The sequence below is a fragment of the Thermococcus sp. genome, from assembly GCF_027052235.1.
Classification (GTDB): domain Archaea; phylum Methanobacteriota_B; class Thermococci; order Thermococcales; family Thermococcaceae; genus Thermococcus.
Genome location: NZ_JALUFF010000062.1, coordinates 1 through 15467 on the forward strand (window position 1 = coordinate 1; position 15467 = coordinate 15467).

The following is a 15467-nucleotide window of genomic DNA, read 5'->3' on the forward strand; positions in this document are numbered from 1 at the left end:
GAGGTCCCGCGGTAGCCTAGCCTGGGAGTGGCGGCGGACTGTAGATCCGCAGGTCCCCGGTTCAAATCCGGGCCGCGGGACCACCAGAATTCTCAGCTCTTCTCCAAAACCTCAATAAAAGCAACCCTGCCGTTAAGAGAAGATTAGAAGGAAAAAAGAGTCACTTCATCTTTTCGAGGATTATCGCAGGACAGACCTTGAGGACGCCGTCTATCTTGCCTATCTTGTCGGAGATTATCCCTGAGAGATCCTCCCCGTCCTTGGCCCATACCTCTGCCATGATCATGTGGTCTCCGCTCGTGAGGTAAACGTGCCTCACGAAGTCGAACTCCTTGAGCCTGTTGGCGACCTCGAATATCTTCTCTGGCTTCGTGTCAACCCCGGTTATGCTGACGAGGTTGTAGCCGAGCTTTGCAGGATCGACAATTATCGTGTACTGCCTTATAACTCCAGCCTCCTCTAGGGCCTTTACCCTCTTCCTGACGGCCGTTTCACTTATGCCCAGCACCTTCGCTATCTCGGTGAAGGGCGTGCGAGCGTCTTTTGTGAGCATTTCCAGGATTATCCTATCCCTCTCATCTAACATATCTCCTCACCCTAAGTTCTAAATACGCACCCATAGTTTATTAAGGTATCGGTATTAACGGTTTAAATCTCAAACCTTTTTAGGAGTGTTATGGCCTCGACGTGGGGTGTGTGGGGGAACATGTCGAGACCAAGCGCAAACTCCAGTCGGTAGTCCTTGGCGAGTTTCTCGACGTCCCGGGCAAGGGTCTTTGGGTTGCACGAGACGTAGACGATGGTCTTGGGGCCGTCTTTTAAAATTTTCTGTATCAGCTTTGGATGAAGGCCGGCACGCGGTGGGTCGACTATCACCGTATCGTAGTTCGAAAGGTTCCTGATGTCCCTGTCCCTGCCAACCTTGAAGGTTGCCTCAACGTTGTTCAGGCGGGCGTTTTTCTTGGCCATCTCAACGGCGAAGGGGTTTATCTCCACCCCCTCGACTTTAAAGCCCCTCTTCGCTAGGTAAACCCCGAAGGTTCCCACCCCTGAGTACAGGTCGAGAACCCTCTCGCCGTCAACGAGTTCTGAAACTTTCCTCACGAGGTTCACCGCTTGGTAGCTGTTGGTCTGGAAGAAGCTGTTCGGGTGTATCAGGTAAACAACGTCTCCAAGTTTTTCCCTTATAAACTCCTGCCCCCAGAACCTCTCTATATCCCCGTAGGAAACGTCGCTCTCAGTTTTGTTGACGCTCCAGTAGACGGAGGTCGCGTAGGGAAAGTAATCCGGGAACTCCTCGGGGAGTTTCCCCTCCTTCGTCACGAGGTTTACCATGAGCTCGCCCGTGAACTTGCCCTCCCTGATGACGATGTATCTTAGAAAACCCTCGTTTTTCCTTATGTCGTATCTAGAGAGATTAAAGTCCTCCATGAACTCCCTAAGCGACTTCAGGACCCTTGAGCTGGTTTCGCCGAAAACGGGGCAGGTTGCTATGTCAACGGCATCCCACCACGTTCCATATCGTCGAAAGCCTATCCCACTTGTTGAAATGACAACATCTATCCTGTTCCTATGACCAAATATCTTAGGCGAAGGCAAAACTTCAACGTTCTGGTTTAGGTGGCGGGAAAGCTTTTCGGTCTTCCACCGAACCTGCTCCTCGTAGGGGATGTGCTGTAAAAGACACCCCCCACAAAGACCAAAATAGGGACAGAGAGGCTCGGTTCTCAGATTGGAGGGCCTTATGAGCTTGAACTCCGAGGCTATAACTTTCCTCTTCTTCCTCCTCGTCTTCAGGATTTCAACCTCGTCTCCAGGGGCCGTGTGGGGGACAAGGATTTCCTTCCTTCCAGCCTTTAGAATCCCAAGCCCCTCGTCGCTCAGCCTCTCTATAACTCCCCTCATGCTCGCCGGTGCTCGGCCGGGCTTATAAACCTGTCCTTTGCCCATTCGTCAAAGTTGTCCTCGGAAGGTTTATTTAGGTGAAGGGTGTAATACAATCGGTGCCGGGTTGATGTTCGGGCGCCGTAAGGATGTTGTTTACAAGGTTCTGGCAACCAAGAAAAGGGCTGTTGCCCTTCACAAGCTCAGCGCCGAACTCGAAACCCCCACCTCAACGCTCCTGAGAACGGTTAAGGAGCTTGAGTCAGAGGGCCTCGTGGAAGTCTTCTACGGCCGGGAGAAGGCCGCGATAATGGTCAGGGCGAAGACCCTTGAGGATTTCATTTGATCTTTTTATTCTTGCTGGACTCCCTCCTGAAGGGCGAGGCTTTCCGGAGAAAAAGTAACCGGACATTACCTTTAACCTGAGGGGTCTATCTGTTCTATGGCTTTGTCGGGAGATGGTTTTATGGTATCTGTAGTTATCACTGGGCGGGGCTGGAAAGACAACGGTTACGGCAAACCTTGGGACTTATTTTTCTTCTCTCGACATCTCAACGCTTCTGATAGATGGGGACGTTTACCTGCCCAAGCTGGCCTTCCAGTTCGGGATGGAGGACCGCCCAGTTAGCCTTCACGACCTCCTGAGAAATCCTGAAAGGAACGTTAGAGAGGCCCTCTACCACGAACCCGAGAGTGGGCTTGACATAGTCCCCGGGAGCTCCAAAATATACGACGTCCTCGATGTCTGGCAGGGAGACCTTAAGGATATTGTTTCAAGTCTTCAAGCTGATTACCGGCTGACGGTAATAGACTCGCCTGTTGGAATTCCCTTTGACACGATTCCAACCTTTCGACTGGCCGATTACCAGCTTATAGTCGTCGAGCTGGAGCGCTCGCCGATACACTCGGTTAAAAGGATGCTCGAAAACGAGGTCGTTAAACTGAAGGAACTCGGCGAGGCCTACGGGCTGAGCGTTGGCATTGTGGTGAACAAGGTGAGAGAATCTCTGAACGACTCAGATGTTATCGTAACGTACATAGAGGGTGAAATCGGCATCCCCGTGGTCGGCATTGTGCCCTTTGACCCGCGAGTCCCCGAGTCAGTCAACTACGGCAGGCCACTGATAGAGTGGCGTCCGGATTCACCTGCCTCCAAGGCCCTTATCGAGACGGGGGAGATACTCGACGAATGGATTTTTGGAGAAGTGAAAAAGTCACGGTGGGAGAAGTTCAGGGATGTCTTTTATTCCCTCATCCCCCGGGGAACCCCCAAGTATCTCTGAGACCTTCAGGAGCGGGAGGAAGGTGTACTTCTCTCCAATCCTTTCGGAGGCGCCTTCTTCCCTGTCAACGACGACAGCGATGGCAACAACTCTTCCCCCTTCCCTTTCAATGACTTCTGCAGCTCTTAAGACGCTTCCTCCAGTTGTTGTGACGTCTTCCACAAGGAGAACCCTCTCACCGGGCTTTATCTCGCCTTCAATCTGACTCCCGGTGCCGTGGCCCTTCGGCCTCTTCCTGACTATTACGAGGGGCTTTCCGGTTTCGAGGGCTAAGGCTGTTGCTATAGGAACCGCCCCAAGCTCAGGTCCAGCCACCTTCTCAAAGTCCGTTCCCCTTACCATCTCTGCAATCATCCCCGCAATCAGCTTAAGGGCCCTCGGGTTGGTTGTCAGCTTCTTCACGTTGATGTAGTAGTTGCTCTCCTTTCCTGATGTCAGGACGAAGTGGCCGAAGAGCACCGCCCCCTCGTCAAAAAACATCTTTATCAGCCTTTTCTTTGCTCCCCCCATGGCAACCCTACTCCAATTAAGGGGAGACCTTAAAAATCTGCCGGGGCAAGCTTTAAAAATACTACCTCAAAAAGTCATCGGTGGTAGCATGCTGGAGGTAATGGGGCTAATCGGATACGTCATTGCGGTCGTTATAGTTGGAATAAAGCTCTACTTCAAGACGGACGGCTGGATGGCGAAAGTTGACAGGGTAACTCCCTTTGTAGAGACTTCTACTGTTGTTAAATACGCCCTACTGGCGTTCATTCTGGCTCTCTTCCTCGAAGGGGCAATTCTATATCTCTTCCACTCGGAGTCACTGACTGTCACGCTCCTTGCCCTCGTGCTTGGAGTTGGCCTCATAGAGGAAGGGGCCAAGCTCCTACCCTACCTCTCCTCAAGGGGTAGCGAGCTCTACCGCTGGCATCTCACCGTAAAGGTTGCCTTAGCTTTTGCGGTAATCGAGGCCGTCCTCTACGGACTGGTGCTCTTCTTTAGCGGGAACATCTTCGGCGCCCTCATAAGGATTATAGTGGTAATGTTCCACGTGGCATTCACGACAATAGCCCTCGGAGACGCCCTAGAAGGCGACGCGGTGCTCGGCTACCTTAAGGCCTCCGCCCTTCACAGCCTCTACGATGCCCCGGTTTTACTGGCCTTTGCTGGGGCGCCGGTGCTCATCATCGCCGTGGTTTCAGTCATTGCCCTGATTTACACGTATTCAAGTGTTGACGAGGCCTTTGGAAGGGCATACGCAAAGGCAAAGCGCGAGCTGGAGGAGAGAAAGAGGAAGGCCCAGGAGTTCTGGGCGGAGAGAGGGGTTGAGGTCGCTGGTTCGGACCTCACCTCTTCGCTTTGAACTTTTCTTGTAGCTTGTAGAGCTGGGCGACGCGCTCTATGGTATCGGCCTCCTCCGGGCTCTTGTCGTCTCTCAAGGCCACGAAGCGCGGGAACCTCAAGGCGAACCCGCTCTTGTACTTCGGGCTCTTCTGTATCTCCTGATAGGTTACCTCTATCACTACCTTCGGCATTATCTCAACGAACTTCCCCTCTTCCCTGACTATAAGTGGCTTGAGCATCTTCGTGAACTCCATCAAGTCTTCGTCGGTGAACCCGCTGCCCACCTTTCCAACGGGAAGGAACTCACCGCTGTTCGGGTCGTAGGCACCGACAAGGAAGGAGCCGAGGAGGTGGGCCCTCCTCCCCTCGCCCCACTCGGCACCGATGATGACGAGGTCGAGGTTCTCCATCGTGGGCTTTATCTTGAGCCACTTCTTGCCCCTGTTACCGGGCTCGTAGACGGCATCGAGCCTCTTCGCCATAAGCCCCTCGTGGCCGAGCTCAAGGGCCTCCTTGTAGAACTTTTCCGCCTCCTCCACTTTTCTTGTAACGAGCTGAACGGCCAGTTTTATCTTCTCGTTCTCCTCGACTGCCTCCTCAAGCCTCTTCCTCCTCTCCACGAAGGGAGTATCTATGAGGCTCTCACCGTCAACGTAGAGTATATCGAAGAGGTTCAGCTCAAGCGGGATTTTCTCTATCATCTCGTCTATGTTGTACTTCCTCCTGAAGCGTCTCAGAACGTACTGGAAGGGTCTTGGCCTTCCACCTTCCCCAACGGCCACCAGTTCGCCCTCGACGATTATCTTCCCGTGCTTCAGCTGGCTCTTTACGGCTTCAACTATCTCGGGTATCGAGCGGGTGACGTTCTCAAGCCTTCTGGAATAGATTATGACCCTATCCCCGTCCCTGTGAACCTGAACTCTGGCACCGTCGTACTTTATCTCGAAGGCGGCTTCGCCACCCATCTCAAGGAGGGCATCCTTAACGCTCGCGGCGTTCTGGGCAAGCATCGGCCTTATCGGCTTGCCTATCTGTATCTGAACCTTTGCCAGACCCTCGTTGCCCTCAAGCTTCGCCACCTTTGCCACGTATCCAAAGTCGCTCGTCAGCATGTAGGCCCTCTCCACGAGCTCGGGCTTGACCCTGAAGGCCTCGGCTATTGCATCCCTTAAGATCCCCTCGGCGACGCCGGTTCTCATCGTCCCGAGAACGGTTCTCGCTATGTACTTCCCCTCCTCCGGCTGGGCATCCATAAAGAGGTTTGCGAGGTACTTCATCTTCCTGTCCTGGCTTCCCTCCCCTTGAGCCTCGGCAACCTTGACAAAGGTTTCGTAAACGCGCTTTATCGTCAGGGGCTGGCTGAAAAAGCTCTTCTGCTTCCTCTTCTTCAAAGCCAGGGCCACGCTCTCGCCGAGATCACCCGTGTCCTTTATCGAGTTCTCTATTTCCCTCTCCGGAACGCCTGTGGCCATCGCGACGGCCTTTATCAGGAGCTTTTCACCGACACCAAGTTCCCTCTCGTCCCAGTCGGGGAAGACCTTGCCGAGGATGAGGTAGGGGATTATCTCAAGGAGCTCATCGGGCGTTTTCTTCAGGAAGTCCGCGACGAATTTCGTCTTGAGGGTCTTAAGGGTGGTCTTTTCAAGCCTCCTGTAGAGGTCAGCAAGTTCTGAGTAGCGCATGTCTCCCATATTCACCACCTGAGGAAATAGGGCGAGGAGGATAAAAGGTTAGCCCACCCACCTTCCTACCCTCGGCCTCTCCGTGTAGATATCCGCAACGTCGTAGGGAACATCCAAATCGGCCAGAAGGTTCTTGGCCCTGCCAAGTTCTTCCCCCCTGACTAAAGCAAAGAGCCCCTTCCCGAGCATTATCATCGAGCTGGGGCTAGAAATTACCCTATCGAGTTCCCTCGCAAGCTCAAGGAGTTCACCGCCCAGGAGACCGGTTTTCTCTGCGAAGTTCCTCGCGAGGAGCATCATCCTCTCGGGGCTCGGCTCCCTGAGGAGGCCCTCAAGGGCCCTCCTTCCCTCCACCTCGATTGACTTGATGGCGTCGCCGTCAAGGACTTCTCTGGTGTGCAGGGGCCCGAGGGGGACAACTAAAACCCTGTAGTCCTCGAAGAAGAGGTTGTCGGTAACGCCTATTCCGGGCCCGCCTGCTTTAACGCGAACCTCAATTCCCCCGGTCAGCTGGGCAACAACGTCTCCGAGGCCGCCGCCGTGCATGACCTCGTACCTGTGAGCTATCCTGGCCATACCCAGCCATGTTCCACCGAAGGCGTAGCCGAGGCTCAGGGCCGTCCCGAGGGCCCCTCCCGCGCTGTTCCCAAAGCCGTAGCCGTTGGGAAAGTCGAAGTACTGCCAGATTTCAACCTCCCCGATAAAATCCTCCGGAACTATCTCTTCCGCAACGGAGTAGCTTATTATCGCCTCATTCCTCTTCACGGGTTCGCCGTTGAATGCCACGTGTATGTGCCTCTCAAGGGTTCCTGTTTCGATGCTCGCGAAGACGTTGGTGCCCTTTGAGAGGTTCACGCCGGCCCCAACTGAACCCGTCTGGAGGGGGTCTTCTTTCCTCAGGGGGGCGAAGAAAGCAGTTATGTGGGCTGGAACGAATGCCCTGATCAGCATTGCACCACCGGGGAAAGCTTGAGAGGGGAGTTAAAAAGGTTGGGGGAGTCAGTCCTCGGCCACATAAACTGGCACCCTTCCCCCTGGAATCCCGTACTTTCTCCCGTACCACTCGCTCAGGAAGTACCATGCACCGACGAGCAATACCAGACCAAGGAGGAGGAGCACCGCGAGGTTCCTCACGCCGAAGCCGAAGAGGAGGTACAGCACCAGTCCCACGCTCGAAGCCGTGAAGGCGTAGGGTACCTGCGTCCTGACGTGGTCTATGTGGTCAGAACCGCTGAACATCGAGCTCATAATCGTTGTGTCGCTTATGGGCGAGCAGTGGTCTCCGAAGATACCGCCGGCGAAGACTGCCCCAATGCTTGCGAAGACCTCCGGGCCGATTCTTCCAGTTACACCGTATGCGAGCGGTATTGCTATGGGCATCATCACGCTGAAGGTTCCCCAGCTCGTTCCAGTTGTGAAGGATACGAACATCGCCACGAGGAACACTATCAGCGGAACCCAACCCCCGCTTACACCGGCGCTATTGGCAAGGCCAACAACGTACGACGCGGTTCCAACGGCATCGGTGGCGCTCTTGATGCTCCATGCCAAGAGAAGGATAGTGTTCGCTATTACCATCTGCTTCATGCCCCTGATTATAGCGTCCTCAGCCTCTTCAACTGTCATCTGCCTCAGGAGCAGGACGAGGGTGAAGGCAACCACAACCATAGCGAAGCTTCCCCAGAGGAGGGCCAGTGCAGAGTCCGAGTTCCCGAGAACGGCCATCAGGCCACCTTCCGCGTAGGTTTTGCTACCCCCTCCAGTGTACCACATGCCGTAGAGGGTGACGAAGATCAGCGTCACTATGGGCCAGACGAAAACGTGGACGCTTCCCTCTTCCTTCGGCAACCCGAGGTCAACCTCCGTCGTCATCAGTGGCCTCGCACCGTCGCGGAGAACCTTTCCCGTTGTCCTCGCGCGATACTCTGCGTGGAGCATGGCCCCGAAATGGCGGTGGCTCAGGGCCACTATGAGGACGAGCAGGATGGCGAATATCGAGTAGAACCTGTACGGGACGCTGTGGAGCCACACCCAGTAGGCACCGTTGGTCGCGCTCAGGTCAACGCTGAGCTTGTCGAAGGCCTTGCCGATGAGCCCGACCTCGTAGCCTATCCACGTCGAGACGAGCGCCAGTCCCGCGACGGGGGCAGCGGTTGAGTCGTCTATGTAGGCTAGCATCTCGCGCGAAACCCTCATCCTGTCGGTTATGGGCCTCATTGTGTTTCCGACGATTATGGTGTTGGTGTAGTCGTCGAAGAACACGAGAATCCCGAGGAGCCAGCCTATCAGCGATGCCCCCCTGCTCGTGCGGACTCTTCCGGCGAGTGCTCTTCCAACGGCAAAGGCCCCTCCGGATTTGTAGATGAGGCCAACTCCCGCCCCAATCAAGAAGTCGAAGAGGAGTATTTTGACGTTCCAGTCGTCGGTGGCGTTGGCAACTATCCAGTTGATTGTCTGGGTAGTTCCACTCAGTGGGTTCCATCCAGATACCATAACTCCCCCTATCCATACCCCCGTGAAGAGCGCGAGGATTACCCTCTTCGTCCATATTGCGAGTATAATGGCCACGAGTGGTGGCAACAGGGAAAGCACACCGAAGCCAGCCATACCATCACCTCCCAATGTTGCGGAAGAAACGAACCAAGAGGTTATAAAAATCTTTCGAGATTTTTCCTGTATATATGGCAAATTTTAGACATTTTCAAAAATTATGGAAAAAATCGCGAAAAATTAAGTACTTCATCGAATAAACTAGGGCTTTGTGGCGCGGAGAAGTCCACCGCATCCCATGTTTTTTCGGGCTGAAAAAGGGGAAAGAACTGCAACTTTATCTTTAATACCTCAAAAACTCCCTCAGAGCTTTCCTCTTCAGCCAAGCTCCTTTAAAAGCTCCCCTAACTTCCTGAAGTCCCTTTCAAGCTCTTCCCTTATGGGTGGTCTGTAGAGGGCCGCAGCCGGGTGATAGGTTGGCATAATGACGATTTTGCCGAAGAGAGTATATGCCTCGAAGGTCTTTCCGTGTATCTTGCTTATCGGCTCTGGCTCAAATCCAAACTTCTCAAGGATGTACCTCATTGAGTGCCTCCCGAGCGGGACTATGACCTTCGGCCGGATTATGTCTATCTGCCTGTCGAGGTAGGGCGAGCAGGCCCTTATCTCCTCCTCCGTTGGGTCGCGGTTGTTCGGGGGCCGGCACTTGACGATGTTGGTTATGTAAACTTCCTCCCTCGTCAGGCCTATCCCTTCCAAAAGCTCGTCAAGCACCTTTCCAGCTCTACCGACGAAGGGAAGGCCCTTCTGGTCTTCCCAGTAGCCCGGTGCTTCCCCGACGAACATCACCTTGGCGTCGTAGCTTCCAGCACCGGGGACTGCGTTCGTCCTGAGCTCCCAGAGGGGACACTTCCGGCAGTTCCTTATCCTCTCCTCAAGCTTTCTCATCAGTTCTTCCTTCCCCATAGGCATCACGCGAGGGTCTTCTGGCTGAGGTAGGCCCTTAGGAACTCCACCCAAGCGGTGTAATAGCCCTTCTCGTACTCGTCCCTGAAGTCCTGATTTACAATCCCCTCGTACCTTTCGAGGAACTCCCTGGCAAGCTCCCTGTTGTGCTCTCCCATTATCTTAACTATGAGGGAATCTGTGTCGTTGTCCTTGAGGGCGTTGAAAATCCCCTCGACGGCCCTTGAGTAGCCCCTACCCCACTCGTTGCTCCCCGCCATCTTCTGGAGCTTCTCCATATGAGCCTTTGCCCTCGTGAAGTCCCTCCTCAGGAGGGCCCTGACGAACATCTCCATTCTCATCTCTCTAGCAGACATTCAATCACCCCTCCCAGATGGTCTGGAGGGCTTTTAACGTTAGCCCACGGTTACCCATTTCTGGGTCATACCTATGAAGGAAAACCTTCATATTTACGCAAAAGCTTTTATATCAGTCCGTTGGATTAGGGGGTAGCAGGGAAAAGGTGATGCTTGATGGCCCAGAGTGTTGGTGAAATTCCCAGTGGAGAGAAGGAGTTCGCGGAGTCAACCCGAAGGATTAGGGACATAGTCCAGTTCCCGGAGATAAGTGAGGAGGAGTTCGAGAGCCTCCTGAAGAAGGCCAGCCGTGCCTACGGTGGACCGCTTCCCCACAGAACTTACTCCCTCTGTCCGGAAACGAGGAGGGTCGTTCCGGCGCTGGTGTGGGAGAAAGACGGGAAGGTCTGGATAACCAAGAAATGCCCCGAGGGCATGATAACGGACCTCTACTATGAGAGCGCCGAGCAGTACTACCGCTTCCAGCGCTGGAAGTTCGATTTCAAGCTCAAGAGCACCAACGTTGAGAACACCGGTGTTAACTGTCCCCTCGATTGCGGTCTCTGTGCCAGGCACCGCTCGCACACCAGTTTGCTCAACATAGTACTGACAAACCGCTGCAACCTGAGCTGCTGGTACTGCTTCTTCTACGCCAAGGAGGGCCAGCCAATTTACGAGCCGACCCTTGAGCAGATAAGGCAGATGCTCCGCAACGCGAAGAAGGAGCACCCGATAGGCGCAAACGCCGTCCAGTTCACCGGCGGTGAGCCGACGCTGAGGGACGACCTTATAGAGATACTCAAGATGGCCAAGGAAGAAGGCTACGACCACGTCCAGCTCAACACCGATGGAATAAAGCTCGCCTTTGACCCGGAGCTGGTTAAGAAGATACGCGAGGCCGGAACGAACACCCTATACCTGAGCTACGACGGAATGACTCCCCAGACCAACTGGAAGAACCACTGGGAGATACCCCTCATATTCGAGAACGTGAGGAAGGCAGGCGGACCGGGAATAGTCCTCGTCCCGACAACCATAAGGAACGTCAACGACCACGAACTCGGTGCAATAATCAACTTCGGCCTCAACCACCTCGACATCGTTAGGGGAGTTAACTTCCAGCCGATTTCCCTCGTGGGCAGGGTTCCGAAGAAGGAGCGCCAGCGCTTCAGGATAACTATACCCGGGGCAATAAAGCGCATTGAGGAGCAGACCAACGGGACAATAGCAATGGACGACTGGTATCCGATACCGATAGCGGGCCACATAGCGAGGTTTTTCGAGGCCTTCACGGGCAAGCACTACTACATGACCAGCCACTACTGCTGCGGAGCGGCAACCTACGTCTTCCTCGACCGCGAGAAGAAGCGCGTTGTGCCGATAAGCAGGTTCCTCGATGTTGAGGGCTTCGTTGAATACCTTGAGAGCAAGGCTGAGGAGATCGAGCAGTGGAAGACCATGGGCAAGCTCAGGAAGCTCAAGCTCGGTGCCGAGATATTCATGAAGTTCCGCTCCTTCTACGATGAGAAGTACGCTCCAAAGGGTCTCAGCGTCCTCGAACTCATAAAGAACGCCTTCATGCACGGCAACTACGACGCCCTCGGAAAGTTCCACCAGAACGCGCTCTTCCTAGGGATGATGCACTTCATGGACGAGTACAACTACGACGTTGAGAGGGTTGAGCGCTGTGTAATCCACTACGCCATGCCCGACGGAAGGATAGTCCCGTTCTGTACCTTCAACGTGATTCCCGAGCTCTACAGGGACAAGGTGCAGGCCCAGTTCAGCTACAGCTGGGAAGAGTGGAAGGCTCTCCATCCGGACTGGGAGTACAAGAAGGACAAGTACTTCAGAACAAAGGAGTTCGTTGAGAAGATGAGGAACAGCGATCTCTACAGGAAGACCTACATCGACATAGAGGACTACTTCGGTCTGGCAAAGTGAGGTGATGGAGATGAGCGTTAGGCCGGAAAAGAAGCTCACGAGGCTTGAGCTCAGGTTCGGTAAGGTCAACTTCGAGAGCGCAACAGTCAAGCAGTACGAGGTTCTCAACGACGTACGCGTCTGGAGGGCATTCATAAACGCTTACACCAAAAAGGGCTTCGTGGTCTTCGACGAGGAGACCCTGCCGAGGGAAGAACTCCTTGAAAAGCTCGCCGACCTTGAACCGGAGATTATCTCCGAGCGCTACGTCACCGTCGGCGAACTGATTGAGTCCAGCATGAGCTGGAACAACATAATTGGAAAGGCCTGACCTTTCCTTTTTTTACATTAGCTCTACCCTGAACCTTCCGCCTCCCTTTTCCACCTCAAAGGCCACAATCCCGGAAAACTGCCTCAGGTCTATCACGTTCCTGCCCTTCTCCAGCTCAAACCTCTCGACCTCAACATCCGGCCGGAAGGAGAGCTCGTATTCGTAAACCCTGAGCCCGGCCTTTTTCTCCATGTAGAAGATAGCTCTTGCACTCCTATAGCCGTCCAGCGGTATTCCGCCGAAAATTCGGTCAGGTAAGGTTCCGCTGAAAGCTGTCGCAGGCGGTTTCTCCTCGATGACCTTTTCATCTAGAACCACGATGTCCCTGCTTCCGGTATCGAAGGGCGTCGCCTCCTTGGCCCCCGTATTGGGCGTGCTGTTGGTGGCTATGAAGAGCTTCCCTCCAACCTTTTCGATGCTCGTCACCCTTGCACCGAGGGCACTTACAATCTTAACCATAGGCGGTGCTATGTAGAGCAGAACGCTGGGGCCTGAAACCGTGTTGCCCATCAGCCACTCCATGTGCTCACCCTCCCAGGGCAGGTAAAGGGCATCGTGGTGGGCATTATAGGCAGTTAAAATCCCCCCGCCGAGGTTGATCGCGTTCACCCTGAAGGGGGCGTAGAAGGAGTTGAAGTCGAAGAGCCGGTAAAATCTAAACCCTTCGCCCATCAGAGGGTTTCCGGCAAAGATTCCACCGCGGACGAATGCAAAGGCGCGGTTGTAGGCTGAGGCCATTGCCCCGAGAACCGGCCTCAGGTAGGGCTTCCCGTCAACACTCCTCCCCGGCTCGAAGACTCCCCACTTCCCCGTTATAAGGTCAAGGACCCTGAACTCCGTAACTCCCCAGTCGAAGTTTTTGCCGACGCCGAAGAAGACCGAGTCGTGAACCCTCGTCCCCTTCAGGGCGGGCTTTTCCATTAGCCTCTCGGCTTTCTCTCCCCTTCTGTCAAGGGAGTAAACGCCGAGGTTTGCATGCCCGTCCTCCCTCGCGAGTAAAAGCCTATCTCCGTAGGGGTCGTAGATTATCTCGCTAACCTCACCCGCCCACTCGCTTTCGTTGTGGATGGAGTCCTTCCAGAGGAGCTTTACGCTCCCTTCGTCAGTGTTGTAGGCGTGGACGTGGGAGTACTTGTTCGTGAAGAGTATCCTTCCCTCTTCCCTGTAAAGAGCGGGAGCGTGAACCCAGCCACCGAAGTAGATGAACTCATCAACGGTCTCGACGGCGTTGTAGGTGTCGCCGCCGCTCGTCGGGGCCTTTCCAACGAGACTAAAATCGTAGGTTTTCTCCTCTTCCGAGTTCATGTCGATGAAGTGGGCCTCCCCCTCGAAGGCGAGGGTAAAGTAGAGCGTCCCGTTGTGGTACCTCAGCCCAAATATTCCCCCGCTCCCCCACTCCGGGCCGTATCTACCGGGAAAGCGGTAGTTCCTGAGGAGCATGTTACCACCGCATCCCCTACTCGTGTGCCCTTATTGGGTTTTCGGGAAGGGGTTTGGCTTAGAGGGACTTGTCCTTTTTCTTGGTCTTCTTCATATCCTCAATTCCCTCAAGCAGGCACTCACTGACGCGGAGCCTGTCGTTGGCATCCAGAAAGAGCGTGAAGTCCCTCTTGGCGAGCCTCTCCTCGACGGGCGCGTGCTCCACGAGGAAGGCTATTATCTCGGCGGTGCTGTAGGGCACTTTAACCCCGACCTCGTCGGCCCTCTGGAAGAGCCTCTCGGGCACAGTAAAGATGTCCTCTCCACGCCTGACCTCGACTGAGACCTTCGAGTTTATCTGCTCCCAGATGAGGAGCGTGTTCCTTGCCTTCTCAATCTTTTCGAGGGCCCTCCGTTCCAGTATGCTGATGTTGGCCCGGCTCGTTCCGAGAAGCTCGGCTATCTCACTCTGCTTAAGCCCCCTCGCCCTCAGTTTGAGTATCTTAATCTGCTGTTCCGTGAGGAAGCTCTTCACTTTAAACACCTGAGTTTAACAAAGCGGTAGTTATTAAAAGTTTTATGGGTGCGGTGACTATTCTTGGATGTTATAACCTGGGAACCAATCGATAAGTACTGCCTAAATACTGGTTCAATAACACTTAAATATACTATTAACAAGAATTAGCGTTAGCTGGTGCATATAAGGAATAACATTGACTGGAGGGGAGTGTAATGAAAAGAAGACTGGTTGCAATTGTGGTCTTTTTTGTGGCCCTTGGACTTCTTTTAAGCCCCGTCAGTGCCCTTACAACCTCGACAAACCCAGAGCTCCCAAGCCAGATTGAGGAGAAGAAGGTTGTTGACTTTACCCTAGTTATCACGGACATACACGGGACAAAGCTCACCATAATTACAGACCTCAAGCAGGACGGTGCAACTCCAATCTTCGACACCAGCAACCTCGGGAACTTCGACGTTAAACTCCAGGGAAACAAGATTGAGATAAGCCCCAAGAGTGGTTCTTTTCCCTCGGTCGTTGAGGTTCACATACACGGCGTCGTGCCTGAGGGCATAACAACCAAGGTTGTCCAGACCCCAACCAACCAGAGATTATCTCTCAAGTTCTTTGACCTCGGGGAGCACATCTACTACCGCGTAACCGACGGCTATGACAGCGAGTCCAAGAACTTCGTCATAATCCACCCCCAGCTTGAGAAGGTCAACTCCATTATAGAGAACAACGTCACCGACCCCAAGGCTAAGGCGATAGCCAAGGAATACATAGACCTCGGCCTGATTGACTTCGTTGAGAACGACCTCCTCCCTCTCTTCGTCAAGTACGACCCCCAGACAATTGAAAACCTCCAGAACAAGATAAGCGAGCTCCAGGCGTTGGTTGAACAGCTCAACAGCACCCTCAAGGAGAAGGACAAGAAGATAAGCAACCTCCAGGAACAGGTAAAGAGCCTGAGCGATGAGAACGGCAAGCTGAAGAGCGAGAACGAGAACCTCAACCAGAGGGTTTCCGACCTGGAGAAGAAGGTCAAAGACCTCCAAGCACAGCTTGAAGAGGCCAACAGGCTCAAGGCCAGCGCCCAGAAGTCAGCCAAGAACTACCTTATTGCAACGGTAGTTCTCGTGATTCTCGTTGGAGTGGTTGGTTTTGCCGGTTACCGCTCAGGAAAGTCCACCGGTGTCAGGGAAGCAAAGAGCAAGTGGTACAAGAAGGGTTACGACGAGGGCTACCGCAGGGGAGAGGAGCATGGCTACGAGCGGTGTATGAGAGAGCGCTCGCGCTCATTGATTGATGAAGGAGAATGAGGTG

16 protein-coding genes and 1 tRNA gene are annotated in these 15467 nt (G+C 54.1%); 7 read left to right on the forward strand and 10 right to left on the reverse strand.

The window, feature by feature from the left end; genetic code table 11:
* Positions 1-5 precede the first annotated feature (5 nt).
* Positions 6-83: transfer RNA gene (locus MVC73_RS07375), tRNA-Tyr, on the forward strand.
* Positions 84-160: 77 nt separating this feature from the next.
* Here the strand turns inward: MVC73_RS07375 and lrpA are convergent.
* Entirely contained in the window at positions 161-586 is a 426-nt protein-coding gene (lrpA, locus tag MVC73_RS07380; protein ID WP_297509075.1) for an HTH-type transcriptional regulator LrpA, read from the reverse strand.
* Between the two features lie 62 nt (positions 587-648).
* Positions 649-1905, reverse strand: a complete 1257-nt coding sequence (gene rlmD / locus MVC73_RS07385) for a 23S rRNA (uracil(1939)-C(5))-methyltransferase RlmD (RefSeq protein ID WP_297509078.1) — start codon at positions 1903-1905, stop codon at positions 649-651.
* Positions 1906-2014: 109 nt separating this feature from the next.
* Between rlmD and MVC73_RS07390 the strand changes: the two genes are divergently transcribed.
* On the forward strand, positions 2015-2230 hold the full coding sequence (locus MVC73_RS07390; protein ID WP_297509081.1) for an ArsR family transcriptional regulator: 216 nt from the start codon (positions 2015-2017) through the stop codon (positions 2228-2230).
* 139 nt (positions 2231-2369) lie between these two features.
* Positions 2370-3167 carry a MinD/ParA family protein gene (locus MVC73_RS07395; RefSeq protein ID WP_297509278.1) on the forward strand — a complete coding sequence of 266 codons (798 nt, stop codon included), beginning with the start codon at positions 2370-2372 and terminating at the stop codon, positions 3165-3167.
* Here MVC73_RS07395 and pyrE read toward each other — a convergent pair.
* The gene (gene pyrE, locus MVC73_RS07400; RefSeq protein ID WP_297509084.1) at positions 3099-3677 is read right to left on the reverse strand and encodes an orotate phosphoribosyltransferase; all 579 of its coding nucleotides are present in this window, start codon (positions 3675-3677) and stop codon (positions 3099-3101) included. The genes MVC73_RS07395 and pyrE overlap by 69 nt on opposite strands.
* An 88-nt stretch (positions 3678-3765) precedes the next feature.
* Here pyrE and MVC73_RS07405 point away from each other — a divergent pair, with 88 nt between their 5' ends.
* Positions 3766-4515, forward strand: a complete 750-nt coding sequence (locus MVC73_RS07405; protein WP_297509087.1) for a PrsW family glutamic-type intramembrane protease — start codon at positions 3766-3768, stop codon at positions 4513-4515.
* Here the strand turns inward: MVC73_RS07405 and MVC73_RS07410 are convergent.
* The 5 genes from MVC73_RS07410 to MVC73_RS07430 form a co-directional block, all read right to left on the reverse strand.
* A complete protein-coding gene (locus MVC73_RS07410) occupies positions 4499-6178 on the reverse strand; it encodes an ATP-dependent DNA ligase (protein WP_297509280.1) in 1680 nt (559 codons plus the stop codon). The genes MVC73_RS07405 and MVC73_RS07410 overlap by 17 nt on opposite strands.
* Before the next feature lie 48 nt (positions 6179-6226).
* Positions 6227-7129: a pantoate kinase gene (locus MVC73_RS07415; protein ID WP_297509090.1), complete on the reverse strand. Its 903-nt coding sequence runs from the start codon at positions 7127-7129 to the stop codon at positions 6227-6229.
* A gap of 48 nt (positions 7130-7177) precedes the next feature.
* On the reverse strand, positions 7178-8785 hold the full coding sequence (locus tag MVC73_RS07420) for a Na+/H+ antiporter NhaC family protein (RefSeq protein WP_297509094.1): 1608 nt from the start codon (positions 8783-8785) through the stop codon (positions 7178-7180).
* 261 nt (positions 8786-9046) lie between these two features.
* Positions 9047-9634 carry a type-4 uracil-DNA glycosylase gene (gene udg, locus MVC73_RS07425; RefSeq protein ID WP_297509284.1) on the reverse strand — a complete coding sequence of 196 codons (588 nt, stop codon included), beginning with the start codon at positions 9632-9634 and terminating at the stop codon, positions 9047-9049.
* Between the two features lie 5 nt (positions 9635-9639).
* Entirely contained in the window at positions 9640-9990 is a 351-nt protein-coding gene (locus MVC73_RS07430; RefSeq protein WP_297509096.1) for a hypothetical protein, read from the reverse strand.
* Positions 9991-10146: 156 nt separating this feature from the next.
* Between MVC73_RS07430 and tes the strand changes: the two genes are divergently transcribed.
* Positions 10147-11913, forward strand: coding sequence for a tetraether lipid synthase Tes (tes, locus tag MVC73_RS07435; RefSeq protein ID WP_297509099.1), 1767 nt, complete (start codon positions 10147-10149; stop codon positions 11911-11913).
* A gap of 4 nt (positions 11914-11917) precedes the next feature.
* Entirely contained in the window at positions 11918-12223 is a 306-nt protein-coding gene (locus MVC73_RS07440) for a DUF3213 domain-containing protein (RefSeq protein WP_366938947.1), read from the forward strand.
* Positions 12224-12235: 12 nt separating this feature from the next.
* Here the strand turns inward: MVC73_RS07440 and MVC73_RS07445 are convergent, their stop codons facing one another.
* Together MVC73_RS07445 and MVC73_RS07450 are read right to left on the reverse strand one after the other, a co-directional pair.
* Positions 12236-13663 (reverse strand): DUF2139 domain-containing protein, encoded by a 1428-nt coding sequence (locus MVC73_RS07445; RefSeq protein WP_297509102.1) that lies wholly within the window; start codon positions 13661-13663, stop codon positions 12236-12238.
* Between the two features lie 58 nt (positions 13664-13721).
* Complete coding sequence (locus MVC73_RS07450; RefSeq protein ID WP_297509289.1) at positions 13722-14177, reverse strand: Tfx family DNA-binding protein; 456 nt, start codon at positions 14175-14177, stop codon at positions 13722-13724.
* 197 nt (positions 14178-14374) lie between these two features.
* Here MVC73_RS07450 and MVC73_RS07455 point away from each other — a divergent pair, with 197 nt between their 5' ends.
* Entirely contained in the window at positions 14375-15463 is a 1089-nt protein-coding gene (locus MVC73_RS07455) for a hypothetical protein (RefSeq protein ID WP_297509105.1), read from the forward strand.
* The last annotated feature ends 4 nt before the right edge of the window (positions 15464-15467 follow it).